The organism is Aliiroseovarius sp. PrR006, from assembly GCF_010500215.1.
Classification (GTDB): domain Bacteria; phylum Pseudomonadota; class Alphaproteobacteria; order Rhodobacterales; family Rhodobacteraceae; genus Aliiroseovarius.
In genome coordinates, this window is sequence record NZ_JAAGOY010000004.1 from 667,221 (window position 1) to 690,634 (window position 23,414).

19 protein-coding genes and 2 pseudogenes are annotated in these 23,414 nt (G+C 58.4%); 2 read left to right on the forward strand and 19 right to left on the reverse strand.

Annotated elements, in window-relative coordinates:
• Positions 1–9: 9 nt before the first annotated feature.
• Genes rfbA through rfbC form a run of 4 tightly spaced genes read right to left on the reverse strand, consistent with a single transcriptional unit; the run spans position 10 to position 3,366 of the window.
• A complete protein-coding gene (gene rfbA, locus G0Q00_RS03325) occupies positions 10–903 on the reverse strand; it encodes a glucose-1-phosphate thymidylyltransferase RfbA (RefSeq protein ID WP_163036376.1) in 894 nt (297 codons plus the stop codon).
• Positions 903–1,751, reverse strand: a complete 849-nt coding sequence (rfbD, locus tag G0Q00_RS03330) for a dTDP-4-dehydrorhamnose reductase (RefSeq protein ID WP_163036378.1) — start codon at positions 1,749–1,751, stop codon at positions 903–905. Before rfbD ends, rfbA begins: the two co-directional genes overlap by 1 nt.
• Positions 1,748–2,806 carry a dTDP-glucose 4,6-dehydratase gene (gene rfbB, locus G0Q00_RS03335; protein ID WP_163036380.1) on the reverse strand — a complete coding sequence of 353 codons (1,059 nt, stop codon included), beginning with the start codon at positions 2,804–2,806 and terminating at the stop codon, positions 1,748–1,750. The genes rfbD and rfbB overlap by 4 nt, the downstream gene beginning before the upstream one ends.
• Positions 2,803–3,366, reverse strand: a complete 564-nt coding sequence (gene rfbC / locus G0Q00_RS03340; protein ID WP_163038272.1) for a dTDP-4-dehydrorhamnose 3,5-epimerase — start codon at positions 3,364–3,366, stop codon at positions 2,803–2,805. Before rfbC ends, rfbB begins: the two co-directional genes overlap by 4 nt.
• 642 nt (positions 3,367–4,008) lie before the next feature.
• Here rfbC and G0Q00_RS15790 point away from each other — a divergent pair.
• A pseudogene (locus tag G0Q00_RS15790) lies at positions 4,009–4,170 on the forward strand (transposase); the annotation flags it as partial.
• A gap of 49 nt (positions 4,171–4,219) precedes the next feature.
• Positions 4,220–4,375: pseudogene (locus tag G0Q00_RS03350) on the forward strand (IS110 family transposase); the annotation flags it as partial.
• Between the two features lie 328 nt (positions 4,376–4,703).
• Here G0Q00_RS03350 and G0Q00_RS03355 read toward each other — a convergent pair.
• The 15 genes from G0Q00_RS03355 to G0Q00_RS03425 all read right to left on the reverse strand — a co-directional run bounded on the left by G0Q00_RS03355 (position 4,704) and on the right by G0Q00_RS03425 (position 23,363).
• Positions 4,704–5,684, reverse strand: a complete 981-nt coding sequence (locus tag G0Q00_RS03355; protein WP_163036384.1) for a glycosyltransferase family 2 protein — start codon at positions 5,682–5,684, stop codon at positions 4,704–4,706.
• A complete protein-coding gene (locus tag G0Q00_RS03360) occupies positions 5,681–6,793 on the reverse strand; it encodes a glycosyltransferase family 4 protein (RefSeq protein ID WP_163036386.1) in 1,113 nt (370 codons plus the stop codon). Before G0Q00_RS03360 ends, G0Q00_RS03355 begins: the two co-directional genes overlap by 4 nt.
• Positions 6,790–8,214, reverse strand: a complete 1,425-nt coding sequence (locus G0Q00_RS03365) for a lipopolysaccharide biosynthesis protein (RefSeq protein ID WP_163036388.1) — start codon at positions 8,212–8,214, stop codon at positions 6,790–6,792. The genes G0Q00_RS03360 and G0Q00_RS03365 overlap by 4 nt, the downstream gene beginning before the upstream one ends.
• Entirely contained in the window at positions 8,211–9,737 is a 1,527-nt protein-coding gene (locus G0Q00_RS03370) for an O-antigen ligase family protein (RefSeq protein ID WP_370458554.1), read from the reverse strand. Before G0Q00_RS03370 ends, G0Q00_RS03365 begins: the two co-directional genes overlap by 4 nt.
• A 52-nt stretch (positions 9,738–9,789) precedes the next feature.
• Positions 9,790–10,440 (reverse strand): CpsD/CapB family tyrosine-protein kinase, encoded by a 651-nt coding sequence (locus G0Q00_RS03375; protein ID WP_163036392.1) that lies wholly within the window; start codon positions 10,438–10,440, stop codon positions 9,790–9,792.
• A gap of 159 nt (positions 10,441–10,599) precedes the next feature.
• Entirely contained in the window at positions 10,600–11,703 is a 1,104-nt protein-coding gene (locus G0Q00_RS03380; RefSeq protein WP_163036394.1) for a DegT/DnrJ/EryC1/StrS aminotransferase family protein, read from the reverse strand.
• Between the two features lie 10 nt (positions 11,704–11,713).
• Positions 11,714–13,387: a hypothetical protein gene (locus tag G0Q00_RS03385; RefSeq protein ID WP_163036396.1), complete on the reverse strand. Its 1,674-nt coding sequence runs from the start codon at positions 13,385–13,387 to the stop codon at positions 11,714–11,716.
• Positions 13,380–14,834: an oligosaccharide flippase family protein gene (locus G0Q00_RS03390; protein WP_163036398.1), complete on the reverse strand. Its 1,455-nt coding sequence runs from the start codon at positions 14,832–14,834 to the stop codon at positions 13,380–13,382. The genes G0Q00_RS03385 and G0Q00_RS03390 overlap by 8 nt, the downstream gene beginning before the upstream one ends.
• The gene (locus tag G0Q00_RS03395) at positions 14,831–15,997 is read right to left on the reverse strand and encodes a glycosyltransferase family 4 protein (RefSeq protein ID WP_163036400.1); all 1,167 of its coding nucleotides are present in this window, start codon (positions 15,995–15,997) and stop codon (positions 14,831–14,833) included. Before G0Q00_RS03395 ends, G0Q00_RS03390 begins: the two co-directional genes overlap by 4 nt.
• Positions 15,994–17,193 (reverse strand): DUF1972 domain-containing protein, encoded by a 1,200-nt coding sequence (locus G0Q00_RS03400; RefSeq protein ID WP_163036402.1) that lies wholly within the window; start codon positions 17,191–17,193, stop codon positions 15,994–15,996. The genes G0Q00_RS03395 and G0Q00_RS03400 overlap by 4 nt, the downstream gene beginning before the upstream one ends.
• A 6-nt stretch (positions 17,194–17,199) precedes the next feature.
• On the reverse strand, positions 17,200–18,912 hold the full coding sequence (locus G0Q00_RS03405) for a glycosyltransferase (RefSeq protein ID WP_163036404.1): 1,713 nt from the start codon (positions 18,910–18,912) through the stop codon (positions 17,200–17,202).
• Positions 18,913–18,914: 2 nt separating this feature from the next.
• Positions 18,915–20,567: a GNVR domain-containing protein gene (locus G0Q00_RS03410; protein ID WP_163036406.1), complete on the reverse strand. Its 1,653-nt coding sequence runs from the start codon at positions 20,565–20,567 to the stop codon at positions 18,915–18,917.
• A complete protein-coding gene (locus G0Q00_RS03415) occupies positions 20,564–21,310 on the reverse strand; it encodes a polysaccharide biosynthesis/export family protein (protein ID WP_163036408.1) in 747 nt (248 codons plus the stop codon). Before G0Q00_RS03415 ends, G0Q00_RS03410 begins: the two co-directional genes overlap by 4 nt.
• Positions 21,307–22,269, reverse strand: a complete 963-nt coding sequence (locus tag G0Q00_RS03420; RefSeq protein WP_370458527.1) for a glycosyltransferase family 2 protein — start codon at positions 22,267–22,269, stop codon at positions 21,307–21,309. Before G0Q00_RS03420 ends, G0Q00_RS03415 begins: the two co-directional genes overlap by 4 nt.
• The gene (locus tag G0Q00_RS03425) at positions 22,266–23,363 is read right to left on the reverse strand and encodes a hypothetical protein (protein ID WP_163036412.1); all 1,098 of its coding nucleotides are present in this window, start codon (positions 23,361–23,363) and stop codon (positions 22,266–22,268) included. Before G0Q00_RS03425 ends, G0Q00_RS03420 begins: the two co-directional genes overlap by 4 nt.
• Between the last annotated feature and the right edge of the window lie 51 nt (positions 23,364–23,414).

Sequence of the window (23,414 nt, forward strand, 5' to 3'; positions counted from 1 at the left end):
CGTCTCAAGTTAGTTTCTTCTGACACCGCCATGACGTGCCAAGCTTTTGAGATAGCCACCATAGTTATTCTTTGCGTAATACCGTGCACGCTCAAGCAAGGCCTCAGAGCTAATCCATCCATTTCGGTAGGCAATTTCATCTGGCGAGCCTACTTGTTGTCCTTGGCGCTCGGTGAGAGTCCGAACGAAATTACCCGCTTCTAGCAGGGAGGAATGGGTGCCTGTGTCCAACCAAGCATAACCGCGCCCCATGAGTCTGACAGATAGCAACTCATCGCTCAGATAGCTTTCCAATAGAGTTACTATCTCGAGCTCTCCGCGAGCAGAGGGCCTGATGTCACGCGCGCGCTCTGGAGCACTGCCGTCCAGAAAATACAACCCAGTTACCGCGTAGCTCGAAGGCGGTACGGCTGGTTTTTCTATGATTGCGCGGACCGTACCGTCATCTGTAAAATCTACGACGCCGTAGCGTTCAGGATCTGCTACACGGTAGCCAAATACGGTACCGCCTTCTGTATCTCGATTACCCTCTGAAAGCATTTCGGGTAATCCGTGTCCGAAAAAGATGTTATCACCAAGGACCATTGCGGAGGGATCCCCATCAAGAAACTCCTCACCCAAAATATATGCCTGAGCTAACCCGTCCGGATTGGGCTGCACGATATATGAAAGCGAAATCCCCCACTGGCTTCCATCCCCAAGCGTACGTGCGAACTGCTCTTGATCCTGGGGGGTTGTAATAATGAGAATCTCGCGAATGCCGGTCAGCATAAGAACGCTTAGAGGATAATATATCATCGGTTTATCATAGATCGGAAGAAGCTGCTTCGACACTCCCAGCGTGATGGGATAGAGACGTGTACCAGAACCGCCTGCCAGTATGATGCCCTTGCGTTCCCTCATTATTCCATCTCCAATTCATTCAAGACATCATCAAGAGCCCGCTTCCAGTCTGGACGCGAGATGCCAAATTTTTCTTCTGTTTGACGGCAGTCCAACCGCGAGTTCAAAGGGCGAAGTGCAGGTGTGGGATAGTCATGGGTCGAAATTGGATTGACGGCAATCGAGCGTCCAGTTCGGCGAAATATCTCTTGGGCGAAACTGTACCAACTAACATCGGGAGTGCCCGTCAAATGGTAGGTGCCGGATTTCGAGGGGTCTTGTCTTAGCTGCTTGGCGATTGTCACACACGCTTGCGCAATATCGCGCGCTGACGTCGGGCCACCAATTTGATCGTCTACGACATTCAACTCATCACGGGTCGCGGAAAGGCGCAGCATGGTTCTTACGAAATTAGTACCATGCGCGGAAAACACCCAGGAAGTGCGCAAGATTGCGTAGCGCCCGCCGACCGCACGCACTCCATCTTCGCCCGCTAATTTTGACCGACCATAGGAGTTTGGAGGAGCGGGATGATCATCGGGACGCCGAGGGCGCTCACCAGTTCCATCAAAAATGTAATCGGTTGAGACATGAACAAACGGAATATCTAGCTCTGCGCAGACCTTCGCCATCAGTGCAGGGGCATCACCGTTGATCCGGGTAGCAAGCGCCTCCTCTTTCTCGGCCCGATCAACGGCTGTATAGGCTGCGGCATTAATCACAGCCTTCGGTGCGTGTGTGCGGATCTCAAAGGCGCAAGATTGTGGGTCCTCGAGGTTGGCCTGATTGCGCCCCAGAGAAATCACCCCTTCAAGCTGCCGTAACTCTGTAGCGACTTGTCCATTTTGTCCGAACACTAAGACCGTCATTCCGATCCCTCTCCTACACCAAGCCGAACGCCCACGCCCCGGCGATCCAGCAGCGGTCGCCACCAACTCTCATTCTCCAAATACCACCTAATGGTCCGCTCAATTCCTTCCTCAACAGTCACTGAAGGTTGCCAGCCTAATTCATTGCGTATCCGCGAAGGATCAATCGCGTAGCGCACATCGTGACCAGGTCGATCAGACACAAAGGTAATTAGATCTGTGTAGCTTGCATTCTTTCTCGGATGCAGACGGTCGAGAATGGCGCAAACAGTTTGTACCAATTCGAGGTTCGTGCATTCATTTTCTCCGCCGATATTGTAACTGCGTCCTAACCGCCCCTTCTCGATTGCCAGAAGTATTGCATCGGCGTGATCCTCCACAAACAACCAGTCACGGATGTTCGAACCGTCGCCATATATTGGCAGTGGCTTACCAGCGAGAGCGTTCAGGATCACAACCGGAATAAGTTTTTCGGGGAATTGGTAGGGCCCATAATTGTTCGAGCAGTTTGTTAATATGACTGGCAGGCCGTAGGTCTCATGCCACGCACGAACCAGGTGATCGGAACTCGCCTTGGAGGCGGAGTAAGGTGACCGTGGATCATAGGCCATGTCTTCGGTGAATTTCACCTGTGGGTTAGTGGGGAGCGAGCCATACACCTCGTCAGTGCTAACATGAAGAAAGCGAAATCTGTCAGGACGATCAGCGCTCTCCCAATAGCTGCGTGCGGCTTCTAGCATATTAAACGTGCCTGTGACATTCGTCTCAATGAAATCAGCAGGCCCATCGATTGAGCGATCCACGTGGCTTTCGGCAGCCAAATGCATTACCATATCCGGGTGATACTTGTTGAATATATGATCAAGGGAGGTTCGGTCACGAATGTCCGCTCGCTCAAAGTGGTAACTCGGATTGTCAGCCACAGATGCTACATTTTCCAGGCAAGCAGCGTAAGTCAGTGCATCGAGATTGATCACGCCATACCCCCGTTCTAGGGCCAACCGAACCACTGCTGAGCCAATGAACCCGGCTCCGCCCGTCACAAGAATCCTCATTGGCCGCCCTCATACAGAAACGGAGTCTCAAATTCGGCAAACAGTTGGGCCGCCCGATCTTTCTCCGATAAGATCGGGATGGTTCGCTTCAAAGGCCACTCAATCCCGCAGCTGTCCCACCTTACAGCACCATCACAAGCCGGCGCATAATAGTCAGAACACTTATAGATAATTTCTGTTTCTGGCTCTAAAGTCATAAAGCCATGTAAGAAGCCTTTTGGCACAAAAAGCTGCTTTCCATTCTCGAAACTCAATTCCTCCATCATCCACCTGCCGTATGTTGGCGAGCCACGACGAACATCCACCACGACGTCAAGTAAACGGCCACGCCCACAGCGCACCAATTTGTCCTGCGCATACGGGGGGAATTGGTAGTGTAGTCCGCGGATAGTTCCAATTTCTCGCGACAGTGAATGGTTATCTTGAACGAAATCAACGTCAATCCCTTGATTTTCCAATTGCTTTTTGTTCCAGCTTTCGGAAAAGAAACCGCGATCATCACCATAACGCTCTGGCATAATGATCTTAACATCGGGGAGTGGTGCGTTTTTAACTGAGATCACTTTAACAAATTCATTCTTAGGCCTTTAATCCAACGGCTTTTGCAAGTGGCTACCAAGGCATTCTGGGGCATTCTCACATAACCTAATGCGAGGAATTTCGTTTCCTCATTGAGCTTTAACAAACTCACGCAAACAGATCGTTTCACTCGCGCTACCGCACAAGGGCTGCCTTTCGTGGTGCCTTGTTCTTTTTCTTTTATGTGAAGCACATTTGAGGTCTTACTCGTCGCTTCGTTCAACCCCGATCGGTACCATAGCTTCACGAGGCTGAAAACCCGTAAGCGGTTTTTGAAAATTTGTCATCGCAGTAGATCTATTGTTTTCCCACTTCATCATTATAGCATTTACCCCCACCGAACTGGCTGAGGCAACAGGTGACTCCAAAGGGGACATCACTCAGTTGGTGACTTTTGACCAAGGTCCGATGCCGGTTTGTAATAATTGAAAGACCCAGCGATTTATGCGCTGTGATGTATCTTGATAATTGTTCCCTCCCCACTCTTAGAACTAGGCGATTACGTAACTTAGTAGCTCTGCCCATTTGCCGATCTCACTATAGGTGAACTCCCCCCGAGATTCGGACACTGACGTAAGCTACGATTTGTTGTCTGCTGATCTTCGACAAGAAGGAGATCAGAGATGTCGGAACGGAAGAACCATTCGCGGGAAATCAAGGCGAAGGTGGCGCTTGAGGCACTGAAGGGTGAACAGACGGTCGCTGAGTTGGCGAGCCGCTTTGGCGTTCACCCGACTATGATCCACAGTTGGAAGCGAGCGCTCCTGAAAGGTGCGTCCGGTATATTTGAGCGCGGCGGCAAGAAAACCCCTGAGATTGACGAGGAGCAGGTCAAGGAACTGCACGCGAAGATCGGGGAGCTGGCTGCTGGCAAGGAAACCGAAGATGCTGGTCGCTATTGCTCTGGCGAACAAGATGGCGCGAACATTCTGGGCCATGCTGACGAAAAATGAGGATTATCAGGATCCGGACCAGGCTGTCTCTGCGTGAAAAAGAAGCACTGCTCGGCAGTCCAAAGCCGGTGACGGGGGGAGTGAGAAGTCGACGAATTGCATGGGCGAAATGATCGAACAGATCTGGAGCAGGAAAACCAGCACTGGCCCACCAGCCGATCTGAGCTCGTTCATCAGATTTGGACCTGATCCGCGGATCACCATACCGGCCAGCGGCTTCCGAAAGACCGCACTCGATCACACGAAAATGGCTCAGAAACTTCTAGCATTTCGAGCGGAAACCACAGAAGGGCCTGCGATCAATTGCACCGTACACAAAGGCCGGACACATACCCGCAACCCAAAATGACCAAAGTCAGTTCAGATCAATCCTTGCAAAATAGGTGCCGTCCACACATGATTGTGTCAGCAAACAAGGTGCGCAGCATCGCCCAAAGGTATCGTCGGCAGAACCGCGCCATGGTGCGATACTCTTGCTTGGGGCGCAGGATGGCCAACACCGAAAACGCGACCCATCTCATCAGATATCCGGCAAAAAGGATGGCATCATAGGCCACACATGCTAGCGGACCGCGATCCTTTCTGAAAAACTGCCTGGGGCCTTTGAAGACGGTCCCGATCACTTCCATGGACGGCTGTTTGGAAAAGCTGCGGCCATGGTGATGCGTGATGGTCTGAAGCGCCGAGAACACGACGCGGTGGCTTTTCCCGACACGGTGGCACAGCTGCATGTCTTCGCCGAACATGAAGAATTCGGGTGCAAAGATCTGGTCTCCCACGACGTCACGGCGAAACATCAGCGATGCACCGGATACCCAGTCAAAGTCGCGCAGGCCGGGGACGTCATCCTCCACGTAAACCGGATCGGGCCGCCAGCTCCGCGGCAGGAGGCGTTTGGGCAAGAGGTAGTTCCAGGCGAGGTTGTAAAGGGTCGGGAAAGCCCCCCCTGCCGCGCGTTGAAAGCTGCCGTCACTGTTGCGCAGCCGGGATCCCAAAATGCCGATCTCGGGCGTGCTGGTAAGTGTCTCCAGCATCTGGTCGATCGCCCCCTCGTGTACGACAGTATCGGGATTGAGCAACAAGATTACAGGCGCAACCGTGGCCTCGTACCCGATCTGGCAACCGGGCGCGAAGCCTACATTTTCGGGTGCTTCTATCAGGCGGATCCAAGCGAATTCCGGATCGCGCAACATGTCAACGCTCCCGTCGGACGAGGCATTGTCAACGACGATGACCTCGTAGCGGTCGGGGCTCATACCTGTGTTGTCGCGTAGTGACGTCAAACAGTCCCGCAAGAGGTCCTTGACGTTCCAGTTGACGATAATGATAGCGAGCTCTTTGGTCATGGTTGCCGGGCCATCCGTTGATAAAGCGCAAGGTAGTCATCGCGAAGAACGGGCCAGGCATAGGTCCGGGTCGCGAACGCGTCGACCTGCGCCGCGTCGCGCGCGTCCGGATCCGCCATCAGATCCTGCAGCCTGCGCGAGAGTGCGCCAGCCTCGAGCATGTCGATGCGGCTGTCGTCCTGAGGGATCAACCAACGGAAATGGGCGTTGTCATGGATCAGCACGGGCAGGCCATACGCCGCCGCTTCGATGATGGCGATGCCAAAGGCCTCGAAACCAGCAGTGTGGACGAAGGTGTCGGCCAAACCAAACAGCTCGCCCACCTTGTCGCTGTCCACATGGGTGATGCGTACCCGGTCGCCAAGCCGCTGGCGCGCAATGTCCGGCAGGTCGGCATCTCCGTGATCGAGGCTCCCATCCAGCCATAAGAGCGCACCCTTCGGCATCCCGGCGAACTCCTCGATCAGGTAGTCGGTCCGCTTGTGATAGCGGTTCAGTGCCGCGACCGAGAGCACCACAAACGTGTCCTCGGGCACGCCGTATTCCTGTCTCAGCGTGGCGCGGTCTTTGGCCTTGGCAAAGCGCGCAGGGGAATAGCCACAGGGCAGGACAGTCATCGCATCTGGGTTGTGACCGTGCGCGACCGCGTCGTCGAACGTGGCGGCACTGATCTGGTGAATGTGGTCCGCAGGCGGATAGTCACCCGGCGGCATCGCGGTCCCTTCGGTGTAAAGCAGGCGGAACCGTGCTCCGGTCAACCGCCGCAGGTGAAAGAGCAGTCGCGCCAACGGCGGATCGATTACATGCACAACATCATAACGCCCGGCCAGAAGCGACGGCATCATGGCCAGAGCGAAGGTGAGGCATTCGATATGCATCGGCGTACGCCCAATCAGTTTGTGCAACGGGACCCACTTCAGAAACTGGCCACCGCGCGGCAGGAAGTGCATGCGCCTTTCGTCCGGCTTCTGTGCCCCCCCCCCCTTGAGCAGAGTCACATCGGCGTCGTCCCGCACCAGATCGAAGAGGTCGCGAAACAAACGTTCGAACCCGCGCTGGACGAGGCCTACCCCGGGGGAGGCGATGGCAATACGGATCTTGTCACTCATTCGACCGAGGCCCGCCTTGCCAGAACCGCCGCTACTGACGATCCCCGCTGACGCGTCAGGACACCGAGCATGACGGCCAGCAGCAGCAGCAACACCGGCGTCATGAAGAAACCAACCCACGTCCCGGAATAACCCAACAGCTCGGTCACGGCGGCAGCGGTAATCAGCGCGAGTCCAAACCGCAGCGGCACTGTCCAGTCCGGACGCACGCCTGACACGTGGGTGGCAACAAGCCAGACACCGACGGTGCTGATCGTGGCTTCGACTACAAGATAACCGAGGGCTGCACCGATCAATCCGAACTGCGGCACCAAAATCACCAGCAGCCCCAGTTGCAGCGCCACGGCGCTTGACGTGAGCCACAAGCCGAAACTGTGCCGGTTGGCGATGACCAGCAGCGGGGACATGGCGGCCGTAATGGCCCGCAAGAAGACAACGATGGCGAGGACGCGCAGGATGCCCGCGGCTGCCAGAAAATCCGCCCCGAAAAGGCCCATCAAGGCCTCCGCTCCGCCATAGGCGGCTGCCGCCATGATCGCAGAGGACAGAGCGCACAGCAGAAGCACGGCATCCTGGCCCGGGAGCAGGACGTCTGACTGCGCCGGCCACGCCGCCGACAGCACCGGGAAAAAGGCCTGCGTTACCGCCTGCGACACGATTACCGTGGGCGCAACGAGCCGGAAGGCGGCCATGAATAGACCGACCTCTGTCAGACTGAGATACTGGGACAGGATCACGGGCGCCGACAGCTCGTAAACCAGCACAAGAAGCCCCAGCAGCCCGAGCGGCAGTGCGACACGGCCCAAATGCCATGGGCCTCTTTCTGACGTGGCTACGTCATCGATCGGAATGGAAGTCATTCTCCACACCAGAACAAGCTGCAGAATGCGCGAAGCCGAGGATGCCCCGATCAGCGCCCAAAGGCGCAGATCCGCCAACAACGCGCAAACCAAAAGGATGATCATCAGGACGAAGCCGGCAAGTTCGGTTCCGATATCGACATGTTGGCGCCCCTCGATCCGGAGTTGCGCGCGCCACGGCTGAAGCAGCGCCGTCGCCAGCACCGCCCCCATTCCCGCGAGGGCCGCCAGAACCATCGGCTCAGGATAGCCTAGCGCAAGGATCAGCGCCGGCAAGATGATCGCCGCGACCGGCGCGACGAAAAACTTGAGTCGTCTCAGCGTTGCCACGGGCGCCGACGTGCCGACCTGACCTCTGTCGCGCACGGCGATATCAGTCTGTCCGAAATCGGCCAACCATTCGCAAAGAAAGACCACGCCCAGCACGAGCGCATACTCGCCATAGACGTCCGCTCCGGCTGTGCGCGCTACCAGCAATGTGGCCCCAAGCCGCCCGAGCGACAGCAACATGCGCCCGATCGTCAGGCTGGCCGCGTTCGACAGAAGTGACCGTGCCGTCATGCGCCTGTCCGTTGTCGGCGTGATAAACCGTTGCGCACACGCGCCACCGCATCATTCTGGTCTGGAGTTGCGCCCGTCCGCAAGGGAGCGTTGCGCTTGTTCCAGACATGCGCCGCCACCAGCGTCGCAGCGACAATCCAGAACATGCGCCCACATTGCGGGTTGCGCAGGAAGAAACTTGCCAGACCGTCCAACATGACAGCTCCCAACCCTCCTGCGGCCCCAATGGACAGGGCATAAATGTGAGGGTCGATCACATAGCGTAAGTTGTCGTAGGCAATATAGAACAGCACCAGCATCGTATACATGAACGCGATAAAGCCGAACGTGCCCATCTCGGACCAGATCAGCAGGTAGATGTTGTGCACCACGGGCCAATTCGGGCCAAACCGCTGTGTCAGGCTGTCCGCACCGCCATAAGGGGTATTGTTGGGCAGATGGAACACGAACGTGTTGAGCCCGACGCCTTCCACCCAATTGTTCTTGATCATGTCCCATGCCACGAGCATCCATTCGATGCGAAAATCGACCGCACCGCTGTCGCTGGCCACAAAGCGTTGGATGATGACGGGCAACGCGGGGATCATGACGATGATCCCCCCGATCGCTATAAAGAGTGCAATGGGCAGTCCACGCGAACGCCACTGGGGATGGACCACGCTCAGGCACATCAGAACGAGAACCCCGAAGGCCCCCGAAACCCAGGCCGAACGCGACAACGTCAGCAGAAGCGCCGCCGCACCGAGAAAGGTCACGAACACAATGATCGATCGTTGGAACGCGGGCAGCTTGTAGGAAAACGAAGCCACGGCCATCGAGAACAGCAACGAAACGAATGCCCCGAACAGGTTGGGATGTCCCAACAGGGCGGAAATCCGAAACACTGCGCCATCCTTGCCGTAGGTCGCAAAATTGGCGATTTCCAGTGTCGCCGCATCAAGCTCACCAAGGATCTGCAACCCGAGATCGCTCTGCTTCACGTATTGCAGAATGCCGATGCCCGACTGCACGCAAAGTGTCGCCATGAAGGCCCAGAACACAATTCGGAATTGCCGCACCCTGACCAGTTCATTGGTCACGACAAAGAACAGCATCAGGTCTTTCATCATCTGAAACACCTGGTGCGAGGCTAGAAGCGGACTGGGCCCGACCGCCATATGTACCACCCCTACGGCAATCATGGCGATGAGCCCGGCGCTGCCTGAGGGCAGCACGAATGGCCTTCGTTTCTGCACCAAGTCGCGCAACTGGAACAGCAGCAGCACACCCAGAAAAAGATCCGCAGCTTCGATGGCGAATGAGCTTGCCCCGCCCATGTGCGGCATGGGCAAAAAGTCTTTGCCGATGCTCAGTGGCGCGACCATGATGAGGCCGACAAGCACGGCCAGCCGAAGATTGCCCAGCACCGCCGTCGCCAGTGCGCAAAACGCTGTGCCGTAGAACAACACGAACAGCATCTTGCTGCTGGACAGCAAGACCAGCGTATAGGCTGTTGCGACCAAAACCGTCGCGACAAAGGCCACCGACAAGAAAATCAGGTCACCCCAATCCTTGTGCACGCCACCTGCCATGATGCTACCGCAGCTCGCTTTTGTGCATTGCGACCCTCTCGGGCAAGACGACGACAACGCGGATATCCGCGACGCCGACGTTGTTCATCGCATGCTCTTGCTCGTCCAGCTCAACAGTGCGTGTCTTACCCTCTTCGACCCACAACAGGACGAGGTCAGCTTGTGTCAGAACCTCGAGGTTGCGGGCATCCGAGGTCGTTGGCTCCTGATTGATCAGGACATAGTCGAATGTTTCGCGCAGCGCGTCGAACACCTCCTTGGCTAGCCCTTTTTTCAGCGCAACGCTAACCTTGCCGCGTGGAAGGAACTTGATGCCGTCCCGACTGGTAGGTTTGAGAAGCGGTTTGATGTCCTGCTTGGGGTCCGCGCACAGCTCCGCAAAGCCGGGATCGCGGCGTGCACCGAAAAAGGCCGTCAGGCTGTCCCGCGCCTGGAACGAGCCATCGACCAGCAAAACCGACGCGCCAACTTCGCTCTCGAGCGTGGCTGCCAGCATCAATGCGTGATTGACAGCGTCGGCACGGGTGCTTGCCGGTGACATTGCAATCACGCAATTGCGCGGGCTGTCGCCGAATTCATGGGCGACCTGTCTGCAAAGAATGCGGAAACTACGATCAGCAGAGACCCGATCCTCGGACACGAACCAGCCCAGCATGCGCCGCAGTAAAAAACTTGGCCTGGAAAGAACAAACACGCTGACGCGCCTCCAAAGCTGTTGGTCAAAGAAAAACTGCCGTCTTTTTACCCTCTAGCTTGGCGAAACGCCAACGGAAATTCGTTTTCGCGTAGTGATTTGAGCGGTGATACCGGATTTTCAGGTTTCGATCGCTCTTTTGAGTGCCATGACGATCTTGCCCGCGTCTTCATGGTCGAGATCGGCAAAGAACGGCAGCGCCATGATCCTTCCTGAGATGTCCTTGGCCACAGGTGTGCCGACCGGCTCCGTGCCAAAGCGGGGATCTTCGTTGAGAGGAGGATCGAAATAGGCGCGGGTGTCGATGTTGTCGGCGGCAAGCGCGGCCATGATCTCGTCACGCGATCCGACATCCTTGTCGAACAGAACGGGGTAGAAACCCGATGCTCCCTCGAGCCCATCACACATATTGTAAACACGTTGCACTCCCGAAATACCCGAGAGAGCATCATCGTAAATCGCCCGCAGTTTCTCGAGCCGGGCGCTGATCCGGGGCAACTCGGCCAGAACGATCCGGCCCACAAGGGCATGCAGCTCACTCATCTTGGCATTCGTTCCACGGCGGCTCGCGCCGCCGATCCCGTGATTGACGAAGGAGGCCAGTTTGGGCCGCAGTGCGCCATCCCTGTAGACCAAAGCACCGCCCTCCACGGCATGCACGACCTTGGTTGCATGCAGACTGAACATGGCGGCATCGCCATAAGCACTGATGGGGCGCCCCTGATAGCGGATGCCCAGCATGTGGGCCGCATCATAGATGAGCGCAATCCCGCGACGATCCGCAATCTTTTGCAGTGCATCCACGAAGCAAGGCATTCCGAACATGTGGACGGCGAGAATAGCAGAAGTCCGATCCGTGCACAGCGCTTCGACAGCTTCTGGATCCACGGTAAGCCGCGTGGGTTCGATATCGGCGAAGACCGGTTTCAGCCCAGCCCGCAAAACCGCATGCGCCGTCGCCGGGAATGTGAAGGCCGGAACGATCACTTCGCCTTCCAGTTCCATGCAGTCCAGCACAGCCTCCAGCGCCACGGCGCCATTGGCAAGAAGATCCACGTGAGGCGTTTCGAACAAAGTGCACAGATCGTCCCGGAAGGCCTGCAGTTGCGGACCGTTATTGGTCAGCCAGCCACGGGCCCAGACATCTTCTAGTCCGGCCGCAATTGCCGAGATATCCGGCAAAACGGGTCGTGTAACGGGTACTCTGGATGGAAACAACGGCATGATACAGGTCCTATTGGGTGTGGCGCCTGCGCGCTCTGAGCTTGGGGGCGGCAACATGCGAACCGGAGGGCACGTCCCCGCAAATCGTGGCTCCAGGGTCGATCCGGATATTCTCGCCCAGCGTGCACCCGCCATAGATGATTGTATGCGGCGAGAGCGTGATACTGGCACCAAGACATGGTGTCGCTTGGACCGACGCAACCAGGTTCGGGTTTTTGGAAAGCCCGCCCACATAGCACTGGCCGACAAGAACCAAGCCTGGCCCGGCAGCGCCATCGAAATGCACACCAGGGGCGCAGACGATCACCATGCCTGGCGCAATCTGCGAGCGTGGCGCGATATCCGCACCGGTCAAGTAGCGCGAAACTAGCCAGAAAGCACGCGCAAGGCGCAGCCGGCCGGTGGCAAAGGCACGCTGCGCGCGCCGAAAGAGCCACACCGCAAGGCGGGATTGCACCGGCAAGGGCCCATGTTCTGCCTCGAAGCGCTGGCGTGCTGCGCGGTCTTCCTGCCGGATGTGCCCGGCCGGTGGCAGATCATATAGCGCAGTGTCGCGCGACACTGAGGCGAACACTGGTCCCGCAGTGAACACCGCCGCTTCACCAAGCACAGTTGTATCGTCAGGCACGTCGTCGAGCGCATTGGTTTTGCGTGACAATTGCACCCCGGACCCGATGCGAATGGGTCCAAACACTCCGGCATGCGCCGCGACCAGAACACGATCACCCAGAACGGGCACATCTGAGTTCCGGGCAAATGGCCCGCCATGAGGCATGATGCAACTCTGCCCGAAGGCTGTCAAACCGTGCCCTGCGTGAGTATGCACAATTGTTCCGGCAAGGTGGGGCAGCCATACACCAGGGCCAATTCGGCTGCCGGGCGACAGGCTGAGCTTGAACACCCAGAGATTGATACCGCTCAACCCGCGCGCGATCATACTCAGCCCACGACAGTGAAAGACATGTGCAACCCGATGGATCAGCAGGGCGATATTCTGATTGAGAAGCGCGGTGCTCAGCCCGCCCGGTGCGGCATCGGGCGCAAACCGTTTGGCCTCGGAGATCACGCGGTCGATATCGCCGCGCCAGTCACGCAGCGTATCCCCGAAACCAAAGCGCGTCAGAGCCTCGGTGGTTTGAGGCCGCGTCGCCATGGCCTGCGGCGCCTCTGACGGGGGGAATATCCTGGCTGCCACACGTTGGCGGGTCCACTGGCCAGGTGCAACGGAATGCATTGCGCCGGAGCCCGGTGTCAGTCGTACATCATCGCCGAGCTCTATGGGCCCCTGTGCGCCTGAAAACGCGTTGAAAGTTACGCGGTCCCCGGCTGTCGGTTTGCCGCCAAGCTTGCCGCGGCGCATGGCATTTCCAGAACCGGCCAGTGCATCGAATGTCAGGTCCCGCCCGGCGTCGATCCAGATGCTGACGCCCAGCGGATTGGTCAGCAACAGTCCCGGACCGATCTTGCTGTCTGGCTCGACATCCGCACCCGTGATCACGGAGTTCAGCTGTACATAGAACCGGGCCTGACGCGTCCGTTCCCTAGCAAAGGCATGGAACGCCCGCCGCGCGAGGCGAACCGCCACCCATGACGGATCAAGCCACCATGTGCGCGGCAGATACCCATGGCGGGACAGCTGCCATGTCTTGCATCGCTCGGCGTCTCGTTTCCGCTCCTCAGACATCAATCCCGCCTCGTGCCAGTGTCGCAAGGTGATTCTGCTCGCGGCGGTACTCCGCAAGACCGGGCCGAAGCCAAAGCACCGTCAATCCGGCGATAGCCGCCGCCGTGCCGCATCCAAGCTGCACCAAGGCCGGGCTTGTGTCCGGCAGCAGCGCAAGACCAAGCCCCGCCACGAGCGCAGGACAAAGGGACAGCAGCAGAGGTCCGGCACGCCACCGGCCCATCAGGAAAACGGCGACACCCGCGCTGACACTCATGAACAGCGCGATCGTCGCGGCTACCAGTGTGACCCCGCCGTGGCCTGCCACGATGACGGCAATTACCACTGCGATGCTCATGCTGCAGAGCGAAAGCAGCGCCAATCGCCGCTCCGCTCCTTGCGCGAGCATCGCCGGAGCTACCACAGCGAGCACCATTGTCCCTGCAAAGGCGAGCATGAACCAGCGCAGAGATCCTGCTGCAACCATACTTGCCATGTCGCCCAGTCCCTGACCGTAGATGATCAGGATGATGCTCGGGCTGACATGGACGCCGATTGTGGCCAGCAATGCGCCGGTCCCAAGGGCCAGACCAAGGGCGGTTTGTGTTTGCCGCTCGTAGGCGTCGCCATCCAGCTGACTGGCCAAGGCGAACACCGCCATAAGCGGTGCGGTCAGCAGCCAGCCGATCCCGAACAGGGGCGTCGCCAGTCGGAACGCCGCCATATAGGCGCCCAGATCATCCTCACCGAGCTTCAGTTCGACAATGAACGTACCACTGTTCAGTAGAATGTGCCAGCAGAGCGCCGCCAGCGCGTAGATGCTGACGGTACTCAATCCCCATTGTCGAATGGTCCGCAGCGCTGCGCCAATCGCGGGACGAGTCTTGAGATGCCGCAGCGCCGTCATTCGGTTGGCAAGCACGATCACCATTTCGCGCAGCACGATCACCAGCACCGTCAGCAACAGGGGCGCACCGGTCAGAAGGATCAAGATGACCGCCACAAGTGCAACGCCATTGGCGCCCATGTTGATGATCGCAGGGATGTGTTGCAGTTGCCGCAACTGGAATACGGCAAAGAACCCGTTGTTGAAGGCCAGCAGGATCGCCAGTGCGGTCAGCGTCAGCAACCCGCTCTCGATCCCGTCATCCCGCTGCAGCGCAAGGCCGAGACAGGCACAGGCCAGAAAAGCAGACAGGCTCAGGCGCCAAGCCAGCAACTGGCCGAGGATTTCGGACTCGTGCCCGAGAGAGCGCGCCGCGTCCCGCGTGGCCACGGCACTCGATCCCAGGTCCGTAATGTCGCGCGCAAGGCTGAACAGTGCACCCACCAGACCAAACAGGCCCAGCGTTTCAAGAGGCGCGTTGCGCCCAACAATGATGGTGAGCACCAGCGTCGCGCCCATCCCGAAAAAAGCGCTGAGCAGGACCCATCCCTGATTGCGTGCGATCGAAACGTGGCCGCTCATAATCCGGGCGGCCCCGCGCAAAGCGCTGTGTCGTAGGCGGCGCAAAGACGGTCGAAATGCGCATCCTCGTTGAGGACCGTCTCGACCCGCTTGCGTGCGCCAGCGCCAAGCTCCTGCACAAGCGCATCATCAGTCCACAATCGGGTCATCGCCGCTGCAAGGCCGCTCGCATCGCCGGGTGCAAAATGCAGGCCGGTCTCGTCGCGCACGATCGTATCCCTGAGCGCGCCCAGATCGGAGGCTACAACCGGGATGCCCTCCGCCATGGCTTCTGCGGCGACAATGGCGAAGGTTTCGAACCAGAGGCTCGGCACCACCAGAAACCGGCAGCGCCGATAAAAGGCAATCAGATCCGCACGGGATTGCGTGACGGTCAGGATCTCGGGCGGCAAACCAACCCTGGCAATATTAGTGCCTTTCGGCAGGGCGAGCTTGATCGGGATACCCGTAGTTTCCGCCGCCTGCAGCAGAACATCGATACCCTTTTCATGGACGGGCCGGCCCGCAAACCCGGCGAATACACCGCGCGCCGGATCGGCGGGCGGGTTTTCAGTGGCAATGGCGCATTCATTGACGCTGATCCGGTTTGCGGCGACGCCCGCGCGTTCCACCAACCATTTCTTGCTGAACGGTGTGAGGACAATGAAATGGGTGATATTGCGTCGAAACAAATCCCTTTGGCGGGCGAGCGCATACCGCAGCGAAAAGGCGACATTCTCGCCAAGGCTGTCGCGGCATCCCTGCCTGAGAATATTGTGGGCACCTCTGTCTTCGCACCGCGTGCAAACTTCGCGACCATTGTAGTGGGTCGCGACAGGACAGGTGATGCGGTAGTCGTAGACGCTGTGAACCACCGGCACACCGCGCCGGGCCGCAACCTCGAGCACGAACGGCGAGATCAGCGGATATAGCTCATGCGTGTGCACGATGTCCGGCGGGTCGGCCTCCAGCAGGGCGTCGAAGGCCCGGACAGCTTCGCGCGCATAAAGCCCGCTGGAAAACGCGCGGACCTTACCAGCGAGCCCGGTGCCCAGGTCCTTGCTGTCGCGCTCAAATATGCGCACGTCCACTCCGCGCTTGCGTGACAGCGCAATCGTCTGGTCCCACGCATTGTCGGAGCCGCCACCACTGCGGTGGCGGTTGTATACGTGCAGGACCTTCATTCCGGCGGTGTATAATACTGTTCGGGCTTGTACGTCTCGCCAATCAGATCCGTGTCCAACCCCGCCCCCTTGCGCCGCGCCTCGATCACATTCCTGAAGAGCTCTGCGAAGCCCGCGTTGACCGCGTCCCAGCGGAACAGCCGCCGCTCGCGGTCTTGCGCTTGCGCGCCGAGCCGGGCGCACAGGTCCGGATCGCCATCAAGCCGCGTCATGATCGACGCAAGCGCGCCCGGAGCCTTGTCGAAATAGAGCGCATCCTCGCCCACGTTCTGGCGATGAAAGATGACATTTATCGGCACGCATGCCGCACCGTGATGCATGGCGCGCAAGAGAGACGGGTTGGTCCCGCCTACCTCGTGGCCATGAAAATACGCGCGACAATTGGCATAAAGCGCGTTGAGCTTGGCCGATTCAAATATCCCGCCCACGCAGCGGACCTTTGCATCATTCTCCGCCATGACCTTCGCGGAAAACTCCGTCTGGTACGGGGTGGAGCCGACAACGATCAGCGGGCGCTCCACACCGCTCTTGCGATACTCGTCGATGATGAAGTCAACGTTGTTCTCGGGCTCCATGCGCGCCACGACTAGGTAGAACTCGCCCGGCTCGACCCCGAAGTCGTTCAAAATGGCGGCATCGGGCGCATCGCCCACTTCGCCGGAATAGGGGATGTAGGTCGACGGCGCGCCGTATTCTTCGACGTAGTAATCCTGCATGGCACGCGAGTCCGTGACCAGCCAATTCGCCAGTCGCGCACTGACCTTTTCGGCCCATTTATAGTACTTGCGCTGTAACGGGGACCATTTGCGCCGCTGCCAGCCCAGCCCGTCCGTGTGCAGCACGACAGGCGTGCGCACCAGCCGTAAGGGCAAGAGGAACGGTCCGTTACCCGGATCTACCACGAAGACCAGGTCAAAGTTACGAAAACAGGCATCCAGAATGGCGAGGTTTGAGTGCACGATACTCTCGAAACTCTTGCCGCCGGGCGCGGGCAGGTACCTGGCGCGCACGCCTTTGTAGTGGCTCGGACGGTCGTCGTAATAGGCGGTGCGACAGTAGACTGTCACATCACAACCATGAGCCGCCACGAGCCCTACAGCCATTTCTTCGACAAGCGTCGAGAACCCGCTGTATCTCGCCGGGATGCCCCGATCGCCGATGATACCGATGCGCAGAGGTTTTGGGTCATGGGCCATAAGTTGTCATCCTGATTTTCGTGCCAGCCAGACATCCTGCGTGATGCTCCACGGCGCGCCATCCACCCGAACGACATCGTCGAACATCGCGAGCAGCTTTTGAGTCACGAACTCATCCGGATGAATGGCGAAAAACCACTTCTTGCCCTCTTCATAGCCGCCTTGAACGACCAGCTTTCCACTCGCGTGGTCGGCCCGATCCTGTTCGGAGACGATCAAGTGCTCGAAGTCCTTGCCATGCGTCGTCGCAACAAGCAGACCGCCGGGCTTGAGCACACGATGAAGTTCGGCGATCCATGCCAGCTGCACCTCTTCCGACAAGTGGGTCAGTACTGAAAAGTTGTAGCAGGCGTCAAAATGATTGTCGGGAAAATCAAGCGGTGGGTTGAACTGGTTCGGCTTGAAAGTGACGCCCTCGATGTTCTCCTGACACCAGGCAATGGAACGATCATTGTAATCGGTGCCAAAGATCTCCGCCCCCGGCAAAAGTCCCGGCATGTGCTTGATCAGGCGCGCCGGTCCGCACCCCCATTCCAGCACGCGCGGTTTTTCGTCCCCGCTCAACGTGGCCAGATAGGCGCGGATGTTATGGGCGAACCCCTCTGCCTGTTGTTTTCCGAGCGTGTGGTATTGCTCCAAATCGAATTGGTTATAGGCATCAAACGAAAGGTCCGTCGGCGGGGCACGAAACCCCGGATTGGCCTCGAGAAATGCACGGTTCCTCTGTACGGTGCGCACCGACTTGAGACGAAGCGACACCTTGTCCCAAGTGTTCAGAAACCCAAGATTACGAATTATTTGAAGAATTTGATATCTCATTCTAATCCCTTGCGTGCTGTTTTTCACACGGCGGAAAACGTGCAGCAACTTTCTGAAAACTAAAAATCCAACCGAACCGTCTCGAGCGAGGCGCTTCAGGCCTTGCCGGACATCCCCGCGCATTATTTCTGTTCGCGCGATCATCGACGCACTGACTTTGCGCCGCTGTCGTAGGATCGGACCGTGCTCGCTTCCAGCCGCACCGGCGATAATCTCGGCCGCCTCTGCGTGGATTTCGGCCTCGAGAGTTTTAGACATGGATGCGGCATGCACCCGGTAACGGCAGCAGACATTCTGCACCACGGCGACCTTGCCGGCCTGCGCAGCAGACAAGGCGATATAGTAGTCAGGACAGTGGCGCACATAGCACGGCATGGGCAGCATTCGCTCCGCGATATCGCGGCGGACGACAATGGAGCTCATCGGGACAAAAGACGGTTTGGACAGAATATCCTGAAAGATCGCGCCTTCGGGCAGTTTTGCCCAGCCATACCAGGTGTCGAAGGGCTTGGGCGTTATCCCCTCTCCAAAGCGCAGCGCGCGCCCGTAGATCATGGTATAGTCTGCAGGATCCGACGTCAGCGCTATCTGCCGGGACAGTTTGTCCGGCATCCAAAGGTCATCTTGATCCAGAAAAGCGATCCATGTGCCAGTTGCCGCGCGGATTGCCTCTGTTCGGGCAAGGGCTACAGGCACGTTTTTTTCCAGCTCGATGATCCGAATGCGATCATCGTCGAAGGACCGAACACGTTCGACCGTGTCGTCGGTTGAGGCATCGTCGACGACCAGCAGCTCGAAGTCCTCGAAGCTTTGCGCCAACACACTTTCAATCGCTGCGCCGATGTAGGCGCCACCATTGTAACTGTTGATCACCACAGTAACGGGAAGTATGTGGGTCATCGTCAACCTCTTGTGAGGATATGGGGTGCGATCGATGCGTTGCTACGAACTGTGGCGTAAATCGTGGCAAAACCCCGACGCCGGCTCAGCCGCCCGTTGGTGAGGACACCAACCCGAATATCCAGAAGAACAGCCAGCGCCGTACCGGCCAACAGCCCTAGGATTGTCCCGGCAATAACCAACATCTTCTTGTTCGGCGCGATGGGTTTTTCCGGCGGAACCGCCCATTCGATGATCCGCAACGTTGCCGGTGCCGACGCCGCGGTCGCCGCCGAAACCGACGCGGTCATCAACCGCTCCAGCAAGAGCAGATACTTGCGCTCAAGCGCCTGGTGCGTGCGGCCCAGATCATGGCTAATCTTCATCTTTAGCGGGATCTTGTCGATCTCGACCCGTTTTTCCACGATCTCGTCAGCGAGTTGCGCAACTTCGGTTTCCTTGGCCGCGATCTTGACTTGGAGCTCCCTCTGCCGCGCGGCCAGCGTTTCATATTCGGCAGAGCGAACAACGCTCGACACCGTAGTACGGTCGGCCGTTGTCTCTGCCATCTGCTGCTGCAGTGCGGCCAGTCGGTTGTCCATGTCCTGAATTTCCGGGCTGCTCTGTTGGTAGCGTTCGGACAGGATCTGCCGGTTGACCATCAGCTCCGCGATCTGCTGTTCGTAGGCCGCGTACACTGGAGATTTCTGCACCTGCCGGGCGGACAGAACCTCTTGGGACACGGTCGCAAGCAGGACGCCATTCGCCTCCAACTCGGTCTTCATCGCCGCAAGATCACGGTTTGCCTGTGTGTGCATTGCCTGCAGTGTTTCGAAGTGTCCGATCACGATCTTGTCCTTCTCGAACATCAGAAGCATGTCGTTTTCGGTGAAGTACTGCTCCATTTGGCGTTCGACCAAGGTCAGCTCTTCATGCGCCTTTTCCACCTCCGTCTTGAGGGACGTATAAGCCTGCATCGCTTCTTCCTTAAAGGTCTCGCGGCGCTGGCGCAGGTATGTTTCGGCCACAGCATTGGCCATCTCGTGAACGCGCGGGGTCGAGGCGCGCACCACCAGAAGTCCAACATTGCTGTTTCCGACCTGTTCGACGCTTACCCCATCGCGGAAGTTTTTGACTGCGCGACCGACTTCGATCTCTTGTTCCGAGAGGGCGAACGGCGAAGGTTCACTGGGATACACCCAGTCCTTGAAATCGCGCCAAGCTTTACCGAGGGCTGATTCCGACCACAGATACGCCGCATACCGAAGTGGCGGATGGTACACGTCATCATAGGTCAGACCGAGGTCCTCGACGACCTCTTTCAATACCGGACCGGAGCCAAAGAGCACGATTTCGTCGTTGATCTGGTTGCGCCGAAACACGGCCCAGGTGGAATAGAAGTTGTCCCGTTCGGCGTCCCGTTCGGCGGACGCGATCAGAGCCACCTCCGCCTGATATGTCGATGGCCAAACGATGATGTAGGTGGCAACCATCGCAAGCGTCGCCACGACAACGGAGAAAACCAGAAGCTTGTAGCGCCGCAGCGCCGACCCAACGACGCGCAGCGTCCCGAGCGGATCGAAGCTCTCCGCTGCCGGATCGTAGGGAACCGCTTCGGCGTAACCGGGCGGCGTTGTTTTGTTCGGAAGGCCAATATGATCGCGTTTATAATTCATGCCTCTCCCAAATTTCTAAGAAGCTCGAGCTGAATAAAAGGAGCAATAATCGCATTGAGCGCAACAAGCGGCGTAGAAACGAAATCTTGAAGGGCGCGCACAAATTGTGAGCGCTGGCTTTCCGGTGCGACCAATATATCTCCAGGTTCGAGTACGATGCCGCTCAACGACAGGAACAACCCCGTCTGCCCTTCGCCCTGCGCTTCGATGATGGAGGCGTGCAGAAACCCGTCGTCACCCAGCCGAATCAGTGCCATGCGATCGATCGACGCCGAGCGTTGCAAGCCACCTGCCAAAATCACCGCTTCGGCGGCCGTTGTCACGTCGCGCAACGGTATGCTTCGCGCACCGCCGACCTCGCCGGTCACGAAAATGCTTGGCACCGGTGGGTTTGTGACAATCACCGTCACCTCCGGGTCCAGCAACCGGTCACCAAAGGCGCTTTCGATCCGGCGCGCGGCATTGGTCGTGGACACACCCGCCACACTCACGGCACCGGCGCCCGGGATCGTAATCACCCCGTCCGGCCGGACTGTCACCGTCCGACTCAGCTCCGGCGCACGATCCACAATGACCTCGAGAACGTCGCCGCTATTTATCAGGTAGGTCGTCGTGTAGCGCTTCTGGGATTTGATCACCTCGGGACTTGCCTTGAAGGCAAGCCTTTCAGCCGGCACCGGCGCACAGGCCGAGAGCGTGAAGAACAAAAAGACAAACGCAATAATTTTCATCAATAACTTCATGACCTCCTTAATGACATCAAGAACCTGGTTTTCCAAGCGCTTATTGACTGCGGCCGGGCGCGGCAGGCCAGACGCGCGTCCTTTTGGGCGCGCGCACGTTCACCTTGTCCAATGGCGATTTCAGCTCGGGCCCGGTAGAGGCGCGACAGGATGATACGCCGCCGCTTTTCGGCGAAACCGGTGTAGGCGCGACGCTCGAGAAGGGTCAGCATCGTGCCCACCACGGCGGGGTTCTGCATCAGTCCCAGCGTGTTGCGCAAAGAGTCCCGGTGATAGCGAACGCTGAGTTTCGTTTCCGGCTCGAACCAGCCCCTGAGGCCGAGATCGCCAAGGCGCAACAGGACGTTTAGCTCGAATGGGAAATTGCCGAAGCAGTCCTCATCGACAAAACCCGACTGCACAAGCGCGGAGCGCCGAAATACCGTGCCTGAGATCGGCGTGAAACCGGTGTCCAGCAAAGGTTCAAGAATGGGAAAATACCCCACCTGCCCCGCCATCCGGCCATGATCGCGCAGGTAGGTTTCGGTCATCTCGGCCGATATGGTGCCCGCCTCATCGATCAGTCTCGGATTGACGATGTAAAGCGCCGCATCGGGCGCGGCGTCCAGCGCGTTGAGCGCGCCCGTCAGGTAGTCTGGGTCAAGCAGGTCGTCATCATGGAGGATCATGAAGTACTCCGCCCCCGCCGTTTCGGCCTCGGCAAAGAAGTACCTGCCCTGACCATATTCCCCGCCATTCGCGGGTTGGCGCACGAAGCTGAACCGGTCGTCGCAAAGCGATTTGACGAAGTCGGCGACGCTATCTGCGGCCTCCGGCGAAGAGGCGTTGTCGCTGACGATCGCGACAAAATCAGTCAGGTCCGACTGCCGGAGGCTCTCGATGGTCTCGCGCACCATGTCGGGGCGATTGTAGGTGGGGATGCCAACGAACAGACGGCGGACAGGTGCGCTAGGTGTCACTGCGCAGACAACGCGGACAAGGGTGCGCGCGCGAGACCGATCCCGAACTCGGGTCCGGAAATGCCGCGCATAATCAGTGGTTGAAGAGCGGAATTCGGAACATGACCGCCGAACCAGAGCTTGATCTCGTCACCCTCGATCAGGGGGGACGGCGCCAAGACCTCTCCTTCGGTCCAGACGCGATCGGTATAGGACAGCAGTGCCGTCTGATCCTGCGAGAAGGCGTTCAAACCGTCCGCGGAACTCGCATGGTGAATGGCGATCTGCGTCCATTCTGGATTACCGCCGGGCAACCAATGGGCCACCGAATAGAACAGATGCACACGCGCGTTATGGGACAGCGCCGCAGGCGACGAGTAGCCCGCAAACCCTTGTTCTGCAGGGAAAAGATCGCTCTGAGTCAAAATACGCTCAGGTCTGGAAAACGTTATCCCGTCCGAGGACACCGCCAGCGCCAGTGATTGCGCCGGGGGGCCGCCGCCGGGTCGTCCACCGACCGCAGACATGTAGACATGGAGCCTGCCATTGTGAACGACCGCTCCCGGTTCGCCAACAAGATAGGACCGCCACGGTTCACCCGGATCATGCAGAAACAGCTCCCAGGTCTGCACTTTCCACTCAACGCCATCCGCAGAGGTCGCGTGGCCAATGCCCATAGGCGTGTCCGCACCACCCGGGTAGATCCCCGTGAAAAACATGTGCCATTCCCCGCCAAACCGGACGACGCTAGGCGTTTCAACCGACACATAGGGCCCGCCGTCAACGCTGAGGAGTGGCGCGTCGGGCGACAGCTGCCACGTCGACCCGTCTGAGGACACAGCACGGAACGGCAGAATGGGCGGCTCAAACGGTTTTTCGGTACTTGTGGTCAGATACATCACGTATTGACCCTCCAGTTTCAGGACACTGGGGTCATTCCAAAGCGCCTGATCGCGCAAGCTTCCTGCCTGAAGGACAGGCGCGTCGCCAACCATTTGCCACTGCGGAGATGAAGTGATTTCAGGACGTTCGCCACTGCCGCCACTGACTTGGGTCCAGTACCACCAAACCAGAGGCACCGAAGTCAGCAACACAAGTTTCGCTTTCCAGCCCATGTCTTACCGCCTCTACACGCTGCGCTGCGGCGACGCCCGCAAATTCTCGCG